Genomic DNA, 15,229 nt, shown 5'->3' on the forward strand with positions numbered 1-15,229 from the left:
TGTCCTTTCAGTCCGAGGCGGGAAGTGGCTTGGCGGCCTTCAGGGAGAGGGGCGCGCCGTCGTACGTCAGCTCGCCCGTCCCTGCGGACGTGCAGAGCAGTTCGAGGGTCTCGGCGGCGTCGGTGTAGCGCTTGCCGAGCAACGTCACCGCCTCGCCCGCCGGTGTGGGCGGCGCGGGCGGGGCCGACGCCGCGGGGACCATGGGGCTGCCGCCGCAGGCCAGCACACCGGACGCGCCCGCGGGGGCCCGTACGACGACCACCCGGGTGGCGCAGACGGTGCTGGCGAGCTGTTCGCCGTTGCGCGGTGCTGTCAACGTGGTTCTCCTTCAGTCGCGGGGGCCGTGCAGGCTTTCGGTGAGCCGGGCCAGGTCGAAGGACTGCCGGGCCATCCAGAACCGCAGGAATCCGGTCAGGGAGTAGCGCAGGAAGAGGGCGGAGCCGACGACGGCCGAGGAGACGCCGAGCAGCCCGAGGGCGAGGGCGTCGCGCTGGGCGAGCGGGTCGGTGGTGCCGTGCGCGAGGAAGTAGGCGACGACGCCGAGGGCGACCCCGAGGGCCATCAGGACGCCTCCCGTGCGCAGCCAGAGGGCGGCGCGGCCCGCTGCGGGGTCGGGGATCTTCAGCTCGGCCATCTCGCGGGCGAAGCGATCGGCGCGCGATCCGGGGTCCGCCGACGGCGCGGCGGGAGCGGTGTCGGGTGTCGGTGCTGTGGTCATGAGGCACTCCCCAGGTAGAGGGACGAGAGTTCGGCGCGCAGCTCGTCGTCGGGGCTGCCCTGCCGTTCGATGCGGCCGCGCACGAGGACCGCGGCGTGGTCGGCGATGCCGAGGACGGCGGCGGCGAACTGCTCGACGACGAGCACCGCGACGCCCGAGGCGGCGATCTCGGCGACCTGCTCGTAGAGCCGGGCGACGACGAGGGGCGCGAGGCCCATCGACAGCTCGTCCAGCAGGAGCACGGCCGGGTCGGTGGCGAGGCCGCGGGCGAGGGCGAGCATCTGCTGCTCGCCGCCGGAGAGGGTCCCGGCGGTCTGTCCGGCCCGCTTCGCCAGCACGGGGAAGCGGTGGAAGGCGATCTCCTCGATCTCCTCCCGGGGCCGCCCGGTGAAGGTCATCATCAGGAGGTTGTCCCGGACGGAGAGGTTCGGGAACACGCCCCTGCCCTCCGGGATGAGGCAGAGCCCGGCCTTGGCGAGGTCGCGCGGGGCCGCCCCGGTGACGTCCCTGCCGCCGAGGACGAGCCGCCCGGAGGCCGCCGGGTGGATTCCGGCGGCCACTTTGAGCGTGGTCGTCTTGCCCGCCCCGTTGGGCCCGAGCAGCGCGACCACCTGGCCGGGGCCGACGGCGAGGTCGACCCCGTGCAGGACCGTGATCCGGTCGTAGGCCGCGCGGACGCCGCGCAACTCCAGCAACGCGCTCATGCGTCCCCCAGGTAGGCGGCGAGTACCAGTTCGTTCGCGCGGACCTCGTCGGGGGTGCCGAACGCGATGATCTTGCCGAGGTCCAGCACGTGGACCCGGTCGCAGACGGACATGACGAGGCCCATGTCGTGCTCGACGAGGACGACGGCGGTCCCGTCGGCGGCGACCGAGCGCAGGAGGGCAGCGAACCGGTCGGTCTCCTCGGCGTCCTGTCCGGCGGCGGGCTCGTCCAGCAGGAGCAGGGACGGCCGCACCGCGAGCGCCCTGCCGACCTCGACGAGCCGGGCGAGCCCGGTCGGGAGGGCGTCCACCTGGTCGCCGGCGACGGCGCGCAAGCCGAGCCGGTCGATGATGGCGGTGACCGCGGCGTCGGCCCTGCGCTTCTCCGGCCCGAGTTCGGCGGCGACGCGCAGGTTGTCCCGGACGCTGAGCCGGTTGAAGAGCTCAAGCCGCTGGAAGGTCCGGGCGAGCCCGCGCCGCGCCCGTTGCGCCGGGCCCAGCCGGGTCACGTCCTTCCCGCCGAGCGAGACCCGCCCCGCCGACGGCCTGCGCAGCCCCGACACGACGTCGAAAAGGGTGCTCTTGCCCGCCCCGTTCGGTCCGATGAGGCCGGTGACGTGGCCTTCCTCGGCCGTCAGGGCGACTCCGTCAAGCGCGCGGTGGCCGCCGAACACGACGGTCACCCCGCTAACCTCCAGCGACGCCACGGGCCAACACCTCCTCGTCCTCGCCGCGCCACTCGCGGCGCAGCCCCCACCATTCGACGGGGATCTCCGGGGTGGCGGGCGCGCTGCGCGCGGTCTCGCGCGCGGCGGCCCAGGTGCGCAGCGCGACCGCGGCGACGACGCAGAGGCCGGTCAGGGCCCAGCCGCCGATCACCTCGGCGAGGCGCAGCGCCCACGCGCCGGCGAGCGCGGCCACCAGCAGCGGCAGCACCAGCCTGTCGCGGCCGAGCGGCCCCCACTGGCTGCGGAACCCGCCGATGATGCCGTCGGGGCTGCGCGCCAGGCCGAGGCCGGCGAGGCTCGGCAGCAGCGACAGCACGTTCGACGCCCACGGCCCGAGCAGCGCCAGGCCGTGCGCGGGACCGAGGAAGGCGACGCCGGTGAACAGCCCCGCCCCGACGGAGCCGAGTCCGCCGATGACGGCGACGAGGAACAGCGGCAGCCCGGCGATGAAGCTGAACTGCTCGGGCGTGACGGCCCGCTGCTGCATCCCGTAGAGGGCGCCGCCGAACCCGGCGATGCCCGCCGACAGCGCGAACACGCCGACCCTGGCGGCCAGCAGGTTGCCGCCGAGCGTGGCGTAGGCGGCCTCGCTGTCGCGCAGTGCGATGAGCCGCCGCCCGAACCTGCCGCGGCGCAGCGCCGCGACGCCGATCGACGCGAGGCCGAGCGCGACCGCGGCGAGCACGAGCAGTTCGGCCTCGGTGTCGAGCGTGAAGCCGAAGAGGGTCGGCCCCGCGACGTCCACCGCGCCCTGGTCGAAGAAGGCGATCCGGACGCCGAGCACGTCGAACGCGGGCAGCGAGAAGATCCACCGGTCGAGCACGACCGCGAACGCCGCGGTGCCGAGCGCCAGGTACACGCCGGAGAGCCGCAGCGCGGGGATCGCGACGAGCGCCCCGGCCAGCGCCGCTACGGCGACCGCGACGAGCAGCGCCCAAGGCTGCCCGTCGGCTCCCGCGTGCGCCCAGACGACGGCGCCGATCCCGGCCATGCTGAGCTGGCAGAGCGAGATCTGGCCCGCGTAGCCGGCCAGCGGCACGAAGGAGAGCGCGACGATGCCGAGCGAGAACATCGGCCCGTAGCTGACGAGCTCGGAGGGGCTGAGCACCGTCGCGAGGACCACGCCGAAGGCCACGACGACCGCCGCGAACACCAGCGTGCCGCGCATGCCGGGTTCAGGGACGCGCCGGGCCCGCTTGTCGCCGCCGTGCAGCCGCCGCTGCGGAAAGACCAGTAGGGCGAGGAACAGCAGCAGGGCGGGCGCGGCGAGCCGCAGTCCGGGCAGGTAGTCGTTCTGCGGGAGGAACCCCGTCAGGTAGCTCTCGGAGCAGCCGACGACGACCGCGCCGAGGAACGTCAGCGGGAGGCTGCGCAGCCGTCCGAAGATGGCCGCCGCGTAGGCGCTGACGATCAGCAGGGAGAGCTGGACGGCGTCCAGCGCGACGGTCGGCGCGATGAGGATGCCGCCGACCGCCGCGAGCTGCGTGCCGAGGACCCACGCGACCCGGCCCGCGCGCAGCGGGTCGGCGCCGGTGAGGCCGACGAGCGCGCGGTCGTCGACGGTCGCGCGCATCTCCGCGCCGACCCGCGTCCGGAACATCAGGACGCGCAGGCCGACGGCGACGGCGATCGCCACGATCATGGTGATCGCCTGGTGCCAGGTGACGGTGGCGGGCCCGAGGCGGATCGGGTCGGCGTCGGCGAAGAACGTCGGCAGGGGCCGGGGCTCGTTGGGGTCCCAGATCCAGCGCGCCGCGGCGATGAGCCCGCTGAGCAGCGCGACGGTCATGACCAGCCGTTCGGCCTCGCCGAGCCCCTGGACGGGGCGGAGCACGAACTTCTCCACCGCCAGTCCGAAGAGCGGCGCGAGCACGAGCAGCACGACGGCGAGGGCGAGCGGGACGGGCAGGCCCCAGCCTTCGGACAGCTGCCAGTAGGCGAAGGCCGAGAGCATGCCTGCGGCGCCGTGCGCGAAGTTGAAGACGCCCGTGGTGGTGTAGGTGAGCACCAGGCCGCTGCCGATGACCGCGTAGATCGCGGCGGTGCTCAGCCCGACGACCCCGAAGATCAGAAGCTCGTCGATCACGGGGTGTCCGAGGCCGCTCTTCGGCGGGCGGCGCTGGTCTCATGCGGTTTCAACGGGGTCTCCTCCTCGTACTGCTCCCGGCCTGCGCCTGGGTTCACGCGGGTCGCTGTCCGCGTGCGGGGTGTTCGGTGGATCACACTCCTACCGGTGAGAGGAAACTAGCTTCTCGCTCAAAGAGAATCAACCATTCAGTCTGGCAAGGGTTCTTCCCCAGCTCGTCGCGGATGACTCCTGCCGTCGCATTGACTCGGGGACCCAAACCGTGGAAATCTGGTGCTCGAAGATGAGAACGCCATTCTCCTAACCGAGAGGGAGGAACCATGACGCGCCTTCCGCCGATCACGGCCGAAGAGTGGGGCGACCAGGAGCGCAAGGCGGTCTCCTACCTGATGCCCGAGGGCCGGCGCGAACGCGCCGACGTCGGCGCCGCCCTCGCCCAGCTCGTGCGGCACCCCGCGCTCGCGCGGCGGTTCCTGACCTTCAACACCCACCTGCTGATCCACTCCACGCTGCCCGCGCGGCTGCGCGAACTCGCGATCCTGCGCGTCGCCCGCCGCCGTGACTGCGCGTTCGAGTGGGTGCACCACACCCAGCTCGCGCTGGAGAACGGCCTCACGCAGGAGGAGATCGACGCGGCAGGGCGCGGCGAGGCCGCCGACCCGCTCGACGCCGCGGTCCTGCGGGCGGTCGACGAACTCGACGACACCTCGAACCTGAGCGACGCGACGTGGAGCGCCCTCGGCGCGCACCTCTCGGAGCACCAGCTCATGGACCTGGTCTTCACCATCGGCGCCTACTGCCTTCTGGCCATGGCGTTCAACACCTTCGGCCTGGACCCCGACATCCACCACTGAACGCGCACGAAAGGTCAATCAACGTGGCCCATTTCGCCAAGCCCCCGGCGGGGAGCTGGACGGAGCAGTACCCCGAGCTCGGCACCGCGCCCGTCGACTACACCGACTCGATCGACCCCGCCTTCTACGAGGACGAGCGCGCGGCGATCTTCAAGCGGACGTGGCTCAACGTCGGCAGGGTCGAGCGGATCCCGCGCACCGGGAACTACTTCACCAAGGAGCTGGCCGCCGCCGGGACGTCCCTCATCATCGTGCGGGGCGCCGACAAGAAGGTGCGGGCCTTCCACAATGTCTGCCGCCACCGCGGCAACAAACTGGTGTGGAACGACTACCCCAACGAGGAGGTCTCCGGCACCTGCCGGCAGTTCACCTGCAAGTACCACGCGTGGCGCTACAGCCTCGAAGGGGAGCTGACCTTCGTCCAGCAGGAAGGCGAGTTCTTCGACCTGGACAAGAAGGACTTCGGGCTGAAGGAGGTGGCCTGCGACGTCTGGGAGGGGTTCATCTTCGTGAACCTCGACCCGCAGGAGACCCTCACGGAGTACCTCGGCGAGATGGCGACGGGCCTTGAGGGCTACCCGTTCCACGAGATGACCGAGGTCTACACCTACAAGGCCGAGATCGGCTCCAACTGGAAGCTGTTCATCGACGCGTTCGCCGAGTTCTACCACGCGCCCGTCCTGCACCAGAAGCAGGCGACGAAGGACGAAGCGGACAAGCTCCTCGGCTACGGCTTCGAGGCGCTGCACTACGAGCTGTTCAGCCCGCACTCGATGATCTCCTCCTGGGGCGGCATGGCCCCCCCGAAGGACCCGAACATGGTGAAGCCGATCGAGCGCATCCTGCGCAGCGGCCTGTTCGGCCCGTGGGACCGGCCGGCGATCGAGGGCCTGGAGCCCGGGGAGCTGCCGCGCGGCATCAACCCGGCCAAGCACCGCGCGTGGGGCACCGACTCGTTCGAGTTCTTCCCCAACTTCACCCTGCTGTTCTGGGCGCCCGGCTGGTACCTCACCTACCACTACTGGCCGACCGCCGTGGACCGGCACGTCTTCGAGGCGAACCTGTACTTCGTGCCGCCGAAGAACGCCCGCGAGCGCCTCGCCCAGGAGCTGGCCGCGGTCACGTTCAAGGAGTACGCGCTGCAGGACGCCAACACCCTGGAGGCGACCCAGACGATGATCGCCACCAGGACCGTCACCGAATTCCCGCTGTGCGACCAGGAGCTGCTGCTCCGCCACCTGCACAAGGTCGTCGCCGACAAGGTCGAGGAGTACCGCGATGCCGCTGCCCGCTGAGTTCGCCGATCTGGAGCGCTTCACCGCCGACTGGGCGCTCGCGACCGAGCCCGAGCGCTACGCCAAGCGCCTCGCCTCCACGATGGACGAGATGCAGGCGCTCTACGACGCGGCCATGCCCCGTCTCGAAGCCGCGATGGACCACTGCGACAAGTACGACTTCAACGACCTGCCCGACGACGTCCGGACTCTGATGCATCTGCTCCAGTCCCTCGTCATGGTGTCGTTCCCCGTCGAGTGCTGGAGCCAGGCGCGCGTGCCGGACAGCGGCGCGGCCTACCTCGACCTCCTCGTGGAACCGGGCTTCTGATGCTCACGCTGAAGGCCGCCGGGCTGCTCGATCTCGACTCCGGCGAGATCGTGCGGCCCGGGATCATCCGGGTCGACGGCGACCGGATCGCCGGGATCGGGGGCGCGCCGGAAGGCGAGGTCATCGACCTCGGCGATCTGATCCTGCTGCCGGGGCTCATGGACATGGAGGTCAACCTGCTGATGGGCGGGCGCGGCGAGACCGTCGCGTACTCGCCCGTCCAGGACGACCCGCCGCTGCGGATGCTGCGGGCCGTCGGGAACGCGCGGCGCACCCTGCGCGCGGGCTTCACGACGGTCCGCAACCTCGGCCTGTTCGTCAAGACCGGCGGCTACCTGCTGGACGTCGCCCTCGCCAAGGCGATCGACGCGGGCTGGATCGACGGGCCCCGCATCGTCCCGGCCGGGCACGCCATCACCCCGACCGGCGGGCACCTCGACCCGACGATGTTCGCCGCGTTCGCGCCCGGCATCATGCCCCTCACCCTGGAGGAGGGCATCGCCAACGGCGTCGACGAGGTGCGCAAGGCCGTCCGGTATCAGATCAAGCACGGAGCGCAGCTCATCAAGGTGTGCTGCTCCGGCGGCGTCATGTCGCACACCGGCCTGCCGGGCGCGCAGCACTACTCCGACGAGGAACTGCGCGCGATCGTCGACGAGGCGCACCGGCGCGGGCTCAAGGTCGCCGCGCACACGCACGGCGCGGGCGCGGTCAAGAACGCGGTCCTCGCCGGGATCGACTGCATCGAGCACGGCTTCCTCATCGACGACGAGACGATCAAGCTGATGCTGGAGCACGGCACCTGGCTGGTGCCGACGACGTTCCTCGCGGACGGCATGGACGTCTCCAAGGCCGCGCCCGAGCTGAAGGCGAAGGCCGCCGAGATGTTCCCGCGCGCGCGGGAGTCCGTGCGGGCGGCCATCGAGGCGGGCGTGAAGATCGCGGTCGGCACCGACGCGCCCGCCATCCCGCACGGCAAGAACGCCGCCGAACTCGTCGCGCTCACCACGCGCGGCATGTCGGAGCTCGCGGTGCTGCGGGCCGCGACCGTCAACGCGGCGGAACTGATCGGGGTCACCGACCGGGGACGGCTGGCGCCAGGGCTGCTCGCCGACATCATCGGCGTCCCCGGAGACCCGCTGGCCGACATCTCCGTCACCCAGCACGTCAAGTTCGTCATGAAGGGAGGGAAGGTCTTTGCCGGCTGAATCCCCCTCGGTCACCGAGGACCTCGTCGCGATCCACCAGCTGCTCGCCAAGTACGCGGTGACCATCACCCGGGGCGACATCGAGGGCCTCGTCTCGGTGTTCACCCCCGACGGCACCTACAGCGCGTTCGGCGACACCTACCCGCTCACCGAGTTCCCCGACCTCGTCGCCGCCGCCCCCAAGGGCCTGTTCCTCACCGGCACGGCCCTCGTCGAGATCGACGGCGACGCCGCGAGCGGCACCCAGCCGCTCGCGTTCATCGACCACACCAACCACCACATGCGGATCGGGTACTACTCCGACACCTACCGGCGCACCGCCGACGGCTGGCGGCTCGCGACCCGCTCGATGACCTTCATCCGACGCAACGGGGACCACGACCACGGCATCCCGCACGCCTACAAGGAATCCCTCGGGTGAACGTCGCGGAGTTCCGGTCGGGGCTGCGCGCCTGGCTGACGGAGAACGACCTCGCGCCCGGCCCCGACCACTCGCTCGAAGCCGAGGTCGCCCAGCTCGCCCGCGTCCGCCGGGAGCTGTTCGACGCCGGCTGGATGCGGCACGGGTGGCCCGAACTCGTCGGCGGGCTCGGGGGCCCGGCCGTCCTGCGGGCCGTGCTCGGCGAGGAGGTCGCCACGAGGGGGCTCGCCGCGCCGGGCATCTACTCGATGGTCGAAGTGCTCGTGCCGACGCTGATCTCCTACGCCAAGCCCGCGCTCGCGGCCGAGATGGTGCCGCTTCTGCTCAGCGGGCGGGAGCAGTGGTGCCAGGGCTTCTCCGAGCCCGGATCCGGGAGCGACCTCGCCTCCCTGACGACGAAGGCCGTCCCGCGGGGCGACCACTGGATCGTCAGCGGGCAGAAGGTGTGGACCAGCCTCGCGCAGTTCTCCCAGCGCTGCGTGCTGCTGACGCGGACCGCGCCCGGCCACGCGGGGATCACCGCGTTCTTCGTCGACATGGACTCCCCCGGCATCACCGTCCGGCCGCTGCGCACCATGCACGGCGTCGACGAGTTCGCCGAGGTGTTCTTCGACGACGTCGCGGTGCCCGCCGACCGGATGCTCGGGAACCCCGGGGACGGCTGGAGCCTCGCGATGGACCTGCTCCCGCACGAGCGGTCCACCTGCTTCTGGCACCGCATCGCCCACCTGTTCGCCCGGCTCGACCGGGTGCTGGAGCAGGCCGACCTCGACGCCCGCGACGACGCCGCGCTCGGGGCCGCCTACCTCGCGCTGCACACCGCCCGGTGCCGCTCCCACACCACCCAGGAGCGGCTCGGCGCGGGCGCGAAGCTCGGACCGGAGACGTCGGTCGACAAGGTGCTGCTCGCGACGGCCGAACAGCGGCTGTTCGACACCGCGCGGGACCTCCTGCCGGGCGTCCTGGAACTCGGCTCGTCGCCCTGGCAGCCCGAATACCTGTACTCGCGCGCGGCGACGATCTACGGCGGCACCTCCGAGATCCAGCGCAACATCATCGCCCGCCGCCTCCTCGACCTCGGAAAGGAGTGACGGCCATGGACGCCGCCGAACGCGACCTCCTCGCCGAGACGCTGCGCAAGACGATGGCGTCGGCTTCGGGGGCCGCCCTGGACGCGGCCCTCGACGAGCTGGGCTGGCCCGACCTGCTGCGGGAGCTGCCGGAGGTCGCGGTTCCCGCGGTGTTCCGGCTGCTCGGCGAGACGGGCGCGCACGCGTCGGTGCTGAACGACGTGGTCCTCGCCGAGGCCGGGCGACCGTTGGGCGGCACCCTTACGCTCCCGTATGCGGGGCGCGCCCATGTGGTGTGGGAGCGCACGGACGTCCCGGGCATCTCCCTCGATCCGGCGCTTCCCCTCCGCACGGCCTCCGGCAGCGACCCCGTCCCCCTGGCGGCAGGCCGCCGCGCGCTGGGCTGGTGGCTGCTCGGCACGGGCCACGCGATGCTCGCCCTGGCCCGCGCCCACGTCCTCGACCGCGTCCAGTTCGGCAAGCCCCTCGCCTCCTTCCAGGCCGTCCGCCACCGCCTCGCCGAGACCCTCGTCGCCCTCGACGGCGCCGAGGCCGCCCTGGTCGCCGCCACGTCCCGCCCCGACGACTTCGCCTCCCTCCTGGCGAAGGCCGCCGCGGGCGAAGCCGCCCTCACCGCCTCCCGCCATTGCCAGCAGGTCCTCGGCGGCATCGGCTTCACCGCCGAACACCCCCTGCACCACCACGTCAAACGCGCCCTGGTCCTCGACGGCCTCCTGGGCAGCGCCAAAGAGCTGGGCCGCGAGGCCGGCGCCCTCCTGCGGTCGGAGCGCGCCGCCCCCCGGCTCACCCACCTGTGACGGTCCGCGAACAGCACAGGTGGAACCGGCCGGGCCTCTCGCGGGGCCCGGCCGCCTCACGTCAGTGGTAGGGGCCCTTCCCGTCGTCGCGATCGTGGTCGAGGAACGGCACAGGGCCCCGCGCGCCCACGACCTCGACCGTCCCGTCGAACTCCACCATCGGCAGCCGCCTCCTAGGCGTTCCCATACGTGGGCGCGGGGCGAGGGCTTGCCCTTGCTGACGTAAGGTGGCCGTCGACACTCGCGACCGGAGGCCAGGAGCCTTGTCCGACCAGCAGGCCGTGCGCCGCGCCGTGCCGGCGCTCACGCAGTTCGCCACGCCGGGGCTGATCGCCTCGATCGTCTACGACGGGCGTCCCGCCGAGGACGACCCGGGCTGGGCCGCCAGCGGCGCCCCGACGCGGGCCGACTACGGGATCTGGTCGCGGCGGTGGTGCGGGCTCACCTGTCTGCGCATGGCCCTCCTCGCGCGCGACGGGCAGGCGCCGACCCTGTGGGAGCTGCGCACCGGGGCCCTCGCGCACGGCGTCTACGAGGAGCGCGACGACGGCACGACCGGCCCCGGGCTGCTCTACCGGCCCTTCGTCGGGTACGCGGCCGAGCACCACGGCCTCTCCGCCGAGGTCATCACCGACCTCACCCCGCAAAGGCTGCGCGCCGAACTCGACGCGGGCCGCCTCGTCATCGCCTCGGTGCACGTCGAGATCCGCCGCCCCGACCGCCCCTCCCCCGGCCGCGGCGGCCACCTCGTCCTCGCCACCGCCCACCCCGGCGACACCGTCCACTTCCACAATCCTTCCGGCCACACCCCCGAAACCGTCGCCGCGGCCCTCCCCGCCCCTACTTTCGACTCCTTCGCCGCCCGCCGGGGCATCGCCCTGCATCTGTGACCTGCCGAGAAGCCCCGCCACATCCCGAGCGCACCGGCCCAGCGCGCTCGGGGCGCACGGAGCGACCCGTCGGCGGGCCCGCTCCGCGACGAAACCGGTCGCGGGTCCGGCGCGCGTCGCCGACCCGCGCCGTCTGGTCGTCGCGGGTCGGGACGACGTCTCAGCGGCCGTGCCGGGGCTAGTCGACCTGGACGCCCTTCCAGAAGGCGACGCGGCCACGGATCTCCCGCGCCTTCTCGGAAGGCTCGGGGTAGTACCAGGCGGCGTCCTCGTTGACCTCGCCGTCGACCACCACGTGGTAGTAGGAGGCGGTTCCCTTCCAGGGGCAGACCGTGTGCGTGTCCGACGCGCGCAGCTCCGCGCGCACCGACTCCACCGGGAAGTAGTGGTTGCCCTCGACGATCACGGTGTCATCGCTGTCGGCGATGACCTGGCCCTTCCACATCGCTCGCATGAGTCCATTGTCCCCCGCGGCCGATCCGTCCGGCCGCGGGGGTGCACGGCGACGCGCCTCGGCGCGCTCGCCCCGGCCGTCCGCCCGGCCGAGCGCGATCAGGTGATGGGCTCGCCGAACCAGCGGGTGAGGTGGTGGTTCAGGTCTCGCTGGTCGTCGCCGATCCAGGCGACGTGGCCGTCAGGGCGCAGGAGGAGGCACGGGACGTCCAGAGCGGCGGTGGGGTCCGCGAGGTGGTCGACGCGGTCCGACCAGGCGCCCGCAGTGAGGCGTCCGGTCCGGTCCAGCAGCAGGCCGCGGCCGCGGTGCAGCAGGTCGTAGAGGCGGCCCTGCCGCACGTCGATGTCGCGCAGGCGGCGGCCGAGCAGGTCGGGGCCTTCGCCGAAGTCGTAGCGGACGTCGATGGCGGTGATCTTCTCGATCAGGCGGCGGTTCACCTCCGCGAAGTCCATCAGTTCAGTGAGGAGCCTGCGCACGGCCTGCGCGCCGGGTTCGGCGGACTGCAGTTCGAGCTGGGCGCGGGTGTTGTCCAGCACGTCCGCCGCGACGGGTCGGCGTTCGGCCTCGTAGGTGTCCAGCAGCGTTCCCGGCGCCCGGCCGCGGATCAGCGCGGCAAGTTTCCAGCCCAGATTGACCGCGTCCTGCACGCCCAGGTTGAGGCCCTGTCCGCCGGCAGGCGGATGGATGTGCGCGGCGTCGCCGGCCAGCAGCACCCGCCCGACGCGGTAGCGTTCGGCCAGCCGGGTGGCGTCCCCGAACCGGGACAGCCAGCGCGGGGAGTGCACGCCGAAGTCGGTTCCCGCGACGGCGCGCAACGCCCGCTGGAAATCCGCGAGGGTGGGCGGTTCCGCGCGGTCGCCGACCCCCTCGGCGGGGACGACGACGCCGTGGACGCCCGCGCCGAAGGGCCTGAGCCAGAACGGCCGGTGGGCCGCGCCGACCGCGGCGGTCTTCGCGGCGATCTCCTCCGGTGACGCGCGCACGCGCATCTCGCCCATCAGCGTCTCGTTCCGCGAGGGCTCGCCCGGGAAGCCGACGCCGAGCAGCTTGCGCACCGTGCTGCGCCCGCCGTCGCAGCCGACGAGATAGCGCGCCCGCAGCAGTTCCCCGTCGTCCAGCTCGACCGTCACGCCCTCGTCGTCCTGCACGAGACCGGCCAGCGCGCGACCGTGCCAGACCTGCGCGCCGAGTCCGATCGCGTGCTCTTCGAGGAGGCGTTCGATGACGGGCTGCGGGAGGCCCAGCAGATAGACGTGCGCGGAGTCCAGGCCCGCGGGCTCGGGTTTGGCGATGCCGGCGAAGAACCCGGCGGCCGGACGGCGCCTCCCGTGTTCGAGGAGGCGGTCCAGCAGCCCGCGCATCGCCATCAGCTCGATGCTGCGGATGTGCAGGCCGACGATGCGGACGAAAGACTTGGGCTCGGTCTCCTTCTCCAGAACGAGCACCCGCACGCCGTGCAGCCGCAGTTCCGCGGCCAGCATCGCGCCGGTCGGCCCGCACCCGGCGATGATCACGTCGAACCTCGGCGCTCGATCGGCGCCGGAGCCTGAAAACGATGGGACGGTCGACTGCGAAGAGTCCATGGTGTTGCCTTTCGGGAGTGCCCTGTCAGGGAGGCGCTCCCGGCGACACCTGCGTCAGTCGCCGGCCGTGGCGGTAAGGGGGAGCACCCACATCGGTACCTCGTTCATGGGTCTCACCTCCTCGGGCCGTGTCACGGTCGCGTGCAAGCTACCGGCCCGCCCGTCGCCTCGTCCACTTCTTTTCCGGCCGCCTGACGTCCACGGCCGGTCGCCGCCTCAGGCCGGGAGGGGGCTGCGCATGTCGGCGAAGTAGGACTCCGGAGGGGACGCCAGGTGGTCGGCGATGCGGGCCAGGACGTCCTGGAGGAGGGGGGTGGCGTTGTGGCGGTCCAGGTCTTCGCGGGAGTGCCAGACCTCGTAGAGGAAGAAGCGGCCGTCCTCCTGTTCGTGGAGGTGGTACTGGAGGCTGCCCTGGTGGGTTCGGGAGGGTTCGACGAGGGAGAGGAGGAGGGCGCGGAGGGTGTCGGCGCTGCCGGGCTTCGGGGTGAGGAAGCCGTAGAGGGTGACGGGCCGGTGGGTCGCGTTGTTCGTCATGGTCGGACCGTATGATCTGACATTGATGTGAGGTTCAAGTGCGCTCGATGTGGGGTGGGTCACGTGCGGATCGGGGAGCTGGCGCGGGAGACGGGCGTGGCCGTCCGACTGCTGCGTTACTACGAGGAACAGGGACTGCTGACGTCGCGGCGGTCGTCCGGCGGGCACCGTCAGTACGAGGCGGACGCGCCCGAGACCGTCGCGCGGATCCGGGGGCTGCTCGCCGCCGGGCTCCCGACCAGGGTCATCCGCGACCTCATGCCCTGCTTCACGCCCGACGGCGAAGCCCTCCAAACCTGTGTCGCAGACCACCTCGCCCGTCAGGCCGCGGAACTCGACGCCCGCATCGCCGAACTCACCTCCGCCCGCGCCGCCCTCGGCACCCTTCTCACGGCCTCCGCCGCCTCCTAGGCGACCGGGCCCGGGGACCGCGCGTGGCCCACCGCCAGAAAGGACAAGGCCCCAAAGCAGAGGGACCTTGTCAGTGGGGGTCAGTACCTGTTCGCCTTGACCGCGCCCAGAAACTCCCGGAATCGGGACGCGGGCAGGGTCAGATGGCCGATCCGGATGTGCTTGGAGTCGCGAATGCCCACCATGGTGGATCCAAAGCGGGCGGCTTCGACTGGGAATTACACGCAAGCCGATTTTGTCCAGCTTTGAGAATTCTAGGAGTTGTGCGAGCTGTGCGCGCATGATCTCCGGATGGCCGCTGAACTTGCTCAGCACGTCTTCGTCGATGAGCGCCCACAGGTGCTGGCTTCCCGCGAGGTAGCGCTCCTGCCTTTGCATGCGTTCCCGAAGCAGTTTTTCAGGGTTCTCCGGGTAGCCCGCATTGATCACTTCGCGCGCGTAATCCTGCGTCTGCATCAGGCCCGGAACCCACGCCGGCTCCCAGACGCGGGCGACGGTGGCTTGCTCCCGGTGCGTTTCGTAGGCCTCCCGCCAGTCGTCGGAGTTCTCACGACCGGCATGGAAGACGAGCAACTCCCACCGGCCCGCCGACAGTGCGGGAGCCCGGCTGACGAGACGGGTCCTGCCGCTTTCCGCGAGCTTCATCGTGAGGACGGAGCGTTCCCAGACATCGAGAAGACGGGCCTGGTTCGGCTTGAGGCGCAGTTTGCCGTGCTCGATCTTGGAAACCGCGGCCTTGTCGACACCCAGAATCGCCCCGAGCTCACTCCCCGTGAGGCCGAGGACCGTGCGGAATTCATGCAGCTCACGGGCCACTACGAACCAGAGCGACGCAGCCGGGTCGGGATAAGTCGACTCACCCATCTGCCGCCTCCAAAGTTGTGAGCGGTTGTTCGAGTTGTTTTGGCATTGCGGAACGGTTGGACACGGCACGCGCCAGGTCTCACTCTTGCAGCAAGAACAGGTAATACAGACCGACGACAACATCAACAATCGAAAATGTTCCATGTCGAGCCCCCAATCCCGGGAGTCCGATTTGGACCCTTTATGGAGGTGGGGCGTGGCATGCCGGGCGTGGTGCCTGCCCGAGGAACTCGTCGAGACGGCGGAGCTGATCGTCTCGGAGATCGTCACCAACGCAAGTC

Annotated in this window: 17 protein-coding genes and 2 pseudogenes; 9 read left to right on the top strand and 10 right to left on the bottom strand. The window is 71.5% G+C overall.

Going from position 1 to position 15,229, the window contains the following annotated elements; translation table 11 throughout:
- Positions 1-7 precede the first annotated feature (7 nt).
- The 5 genes from ACYVOM_RS11695 to ACYVOM_RS11715 are packed head-to-tail and all read right to left on the bottom strand — an operon-like array spanning position 8 to position 4,236.
- On the bottom strand, positions 8-316 hold the full coding sequence (locus ACYVOM_RS11695) for a hypothetical protein (RefSeq protein ID WP_460303317.1): 309 nt from the start codon (positions 314-316) through the stop codon (positions 8-10).
- Between the two features lie 12 nt (positions 317-328).
- Positions 329-718: a hypothetical protein gene (locus tag ACYVOM_RS11700; protein ID WP_460303318.1), complete on the bottom strand. Its 390-nt coding sequence runs from the start codon at positions 716-718 to the stop codon at positions 329-331.
- Positions 715-1,422, bottom strand: coding sequence for an ABC transporter ATP-binding protein (locus tag ACYVOM_RS11705; RefSeq protein WP_460303319.1), 708 nt, complete (start codon positions 1,420-1,422; stop codon positions 715-717). The genes ACYVOM_RS11700 and ACYVOM_RS11705 overlap by 4 nt, the downstream gene beginning before the upstream one ends.
- Positions 1,419-2,105 carry an ABC transporter ATP-binding protein gene (locus ACYVOM_RS11710; protein ID WP_460303320.1) on the bottom strand — a complete coding sequence of 229 codons (687 nt, stop codon included), beginning with the start codon at positions 2,103-2,105 and terminating at the stop codon, positions 1,419-1,421. Before ACYVOM_RS11710 ends, ACYVOM_RS11705 begins: the two co-directional genes overlap by 4 nt.
- A 4-nt stretch (positions 2,106-2,109) precedes the next feature.
- The gene (locus tag ACYVOM_RS11715; RefSeq protein ID WP_460303321.1) at positions 2,110-4,236 is read right to left on the bottom strand and encodes a branched-chain amino acid ABC transporter permease; all 2,127 of its coding nucleotides are present in this window, start codon (positions 4,234-4,236) and stop codon (positions 2,110-2,112) included.
- Positions 4,237-4,556: 320 nt separating this feature from the next.
- Here ACYVOM_RS11715 and ACYVOM_RS11720 point away from each other — a divergent pair, with 320 nt between their 5' ends.
- From ACYVOM_RS11720 to ACYVOM_RS11755, 8 genes are all read left to right on the top strand, one after another.
- The gene (locus ACYVOM_RS11720; RefSeq protein WP_460303322.1) at positions 4,557-5,090 is read left to right on the top strand and encodes a carboxymuconolactone decarboxylase family protein; all 534 of its coding nucleotides are present in this window, start codon (positions 4,557-4,559) and stop codon (positions 5,088-5,090) included.
- 23 nt (positions 5,091-5,113) lie between these two features.
- Entirely contained in the window at positions 5,114-6,385 is a 1,272-nt protein-coding gene (locus tag ACYVOM_RS11725; protein ID WP_460303323.1) for an aromatic ring-hydroxylating oxygenase subunit alpha, read from the top strand.
- The gene (locus ACYVOM_RS11730; protein ID WP_460303324.1) at positions 6,369-6,695 is read left to right on the top strand and encodes a hypothetical protein; all 327 of its coding nucleotides are present in this window, start codon (positions 6,369-6,371) and stop codon (positions 6,693-6,695) included. The genes ACYVOM_RS11725 and ACYVOM_RS11730 overlap by 17 nt, the downstream gene beginning before the upstream one ends.
- A complete protein-coding gene (locus ACYVOM_RS11735) occupies positions 6,695-7,903 on the top strand; it encodes a metal-dependent hydrolase family protein (protein WP_460303325.1) in 1,209 nt (402 codons plus the stop codon). Before ACYVOM_RS11730 ends, ACYVOM_RS11735 begins: the two co-directional genes overlap by 1 nt.
- Positions 7,893-8,324 (top strand): nuclear transport factor 2 family protein, encoded by a 432-nt coding sequence (locus ACYVOM_RS11740; protein ID WP_460303326.1) that lies wholly within the window; start codon positions 7,893-7,895, stop codon positions 8,322-8,324. The genes ACYVOM_RS11735 and ACYVOM_RS11740 overlap by 11 nt, the downstream gene beginning before the upstream one ends.
- Positions 8,321-9,415, top strand: a complete 1,095-nt coding sequence (locus tag ACYVOM_RS11745) for an acyl-CoA dehydrogenase family protein (RefSeq protein ID WP_460303327.1) — start codon at positions 8,321-8,323, stop codon at positions 9,413-9,415. The genes ACYVOM_RS11740 and ACYVOM_RS11745 overlap by 4 nt, the downstream gene beginning before the upstream one ends.
- A gap of 5 nt (positions 9,416-9,420) precedes the next feature.
- Entirely contained in the window at positions 9,421-10,212 is a 792-nt protein-coding gene (locus tag ACYVOM_RS11750; RefSeq protein WP_460303328.1) for an acyl-CoA dehydrogenase family protein, read from the top strand.
- 263 nt (positions 10,213-10,475) lie between these two features.
- Complete coding sequence (locus tag ACYVOM_RS11755; RefSeq protein WP_460303329.1) at positions 10,476-11,102, top strand: C39 family peptidase; 627 nt, start codon at positions 10,476-10,478, stop codon at positions 11,100-11,102.
- A 178-nt stretch (positions 11,103-11,280) separates the two neighbouring features.
- Here the strand turns inward: ACYVOM_RS11755 and ACYVOM_RS11760 are convergent, their stop codons facing one another.
- The 3 genes from ACYVOM_RS11760 to ACYVOM_RS11770 all read right to left on the bottom strand — a co-directional run bounded on the left by ACYVOM_RS11760 (position 11,281) and on the right by ACYVOM_RS11770 (position 13,673).
- The gene (locus ACYVOM_RS11760) at positions 11,281-11,556 is read right to left on the bottom strand and encodes a DUF427 domain-containing protein (RefSeq protein ID WP_460303330.1); all 276 of its coding nucleotides are present in this window, start codon (positions 11,554-11,556) and stop codon (positions 11,281-11,283) included.
- Between the two features lie 98 nt (positions 11,557-11,654).
- Complete coding sequence (locus ACYVOM_RS11765) at positions 11,655-13,037, bottom strand: FAD-dependent monooxygenase (RefSeq protein WP_460303463.1); 1,383 nt, start codon at positions 13,035-13,037, stop codon at positions 11,655-11,657.
- A gap of 318 nt (positions 13,038-13,355) precedes the next feature.
- A complete protein-coding gene (locus ACYVOM_RS11770; RefSeq protein WP_460303464.1) occupies positions 13,356-13,673 on the bottom strand; it encodes a putative quinol monooxygenase in 318 nt (105 codons plus the stop codon).
- Between the two features lie 63 nt (positions 13,674-13,736).
- Here ACYVOM_RS11770 and ACYVOM_RS11775 point away from each other — a divergent pair, with 63 nt between their 5' ends.
- Complete coding sequence (locus ACYVOM_RS11775; RefSeq protein ID WP_460303465.1) at positions 13,737-14,084, top strand: MerR family transcriptional regulator; 348 nt, start codon at positions 13,737-13,739, stop codon at positions 14,082-14,084.
- An 80-nt stretch (positions 14,085-14,164) separates the two neighbouring features.
- Here ACYVOM_RS11775 and ACYVOM_RS11780 read toward each other — a convergent pair.
- Positions 14,165-14,284: pseudogene (locus ACYVOM_RS11780) on the bottom strand (DUF397 domain-containing protein); the annotation flags it as partial.
- Between the two features lie 55 nt (positions 14,285-14,339).
- Positions 14,340-15,092, bottom strand: a pseudogene (locus ACYVOM_RS11785) (Scr1 family TA system antitoxin-like transcriptional regulator); the annotation flags it as partial.
- Positions 15,093-15,229: the final 137 nt, after the last annotated feature.

This window comes from Actinocorallia aurea, from assembly GCF_054783995.1.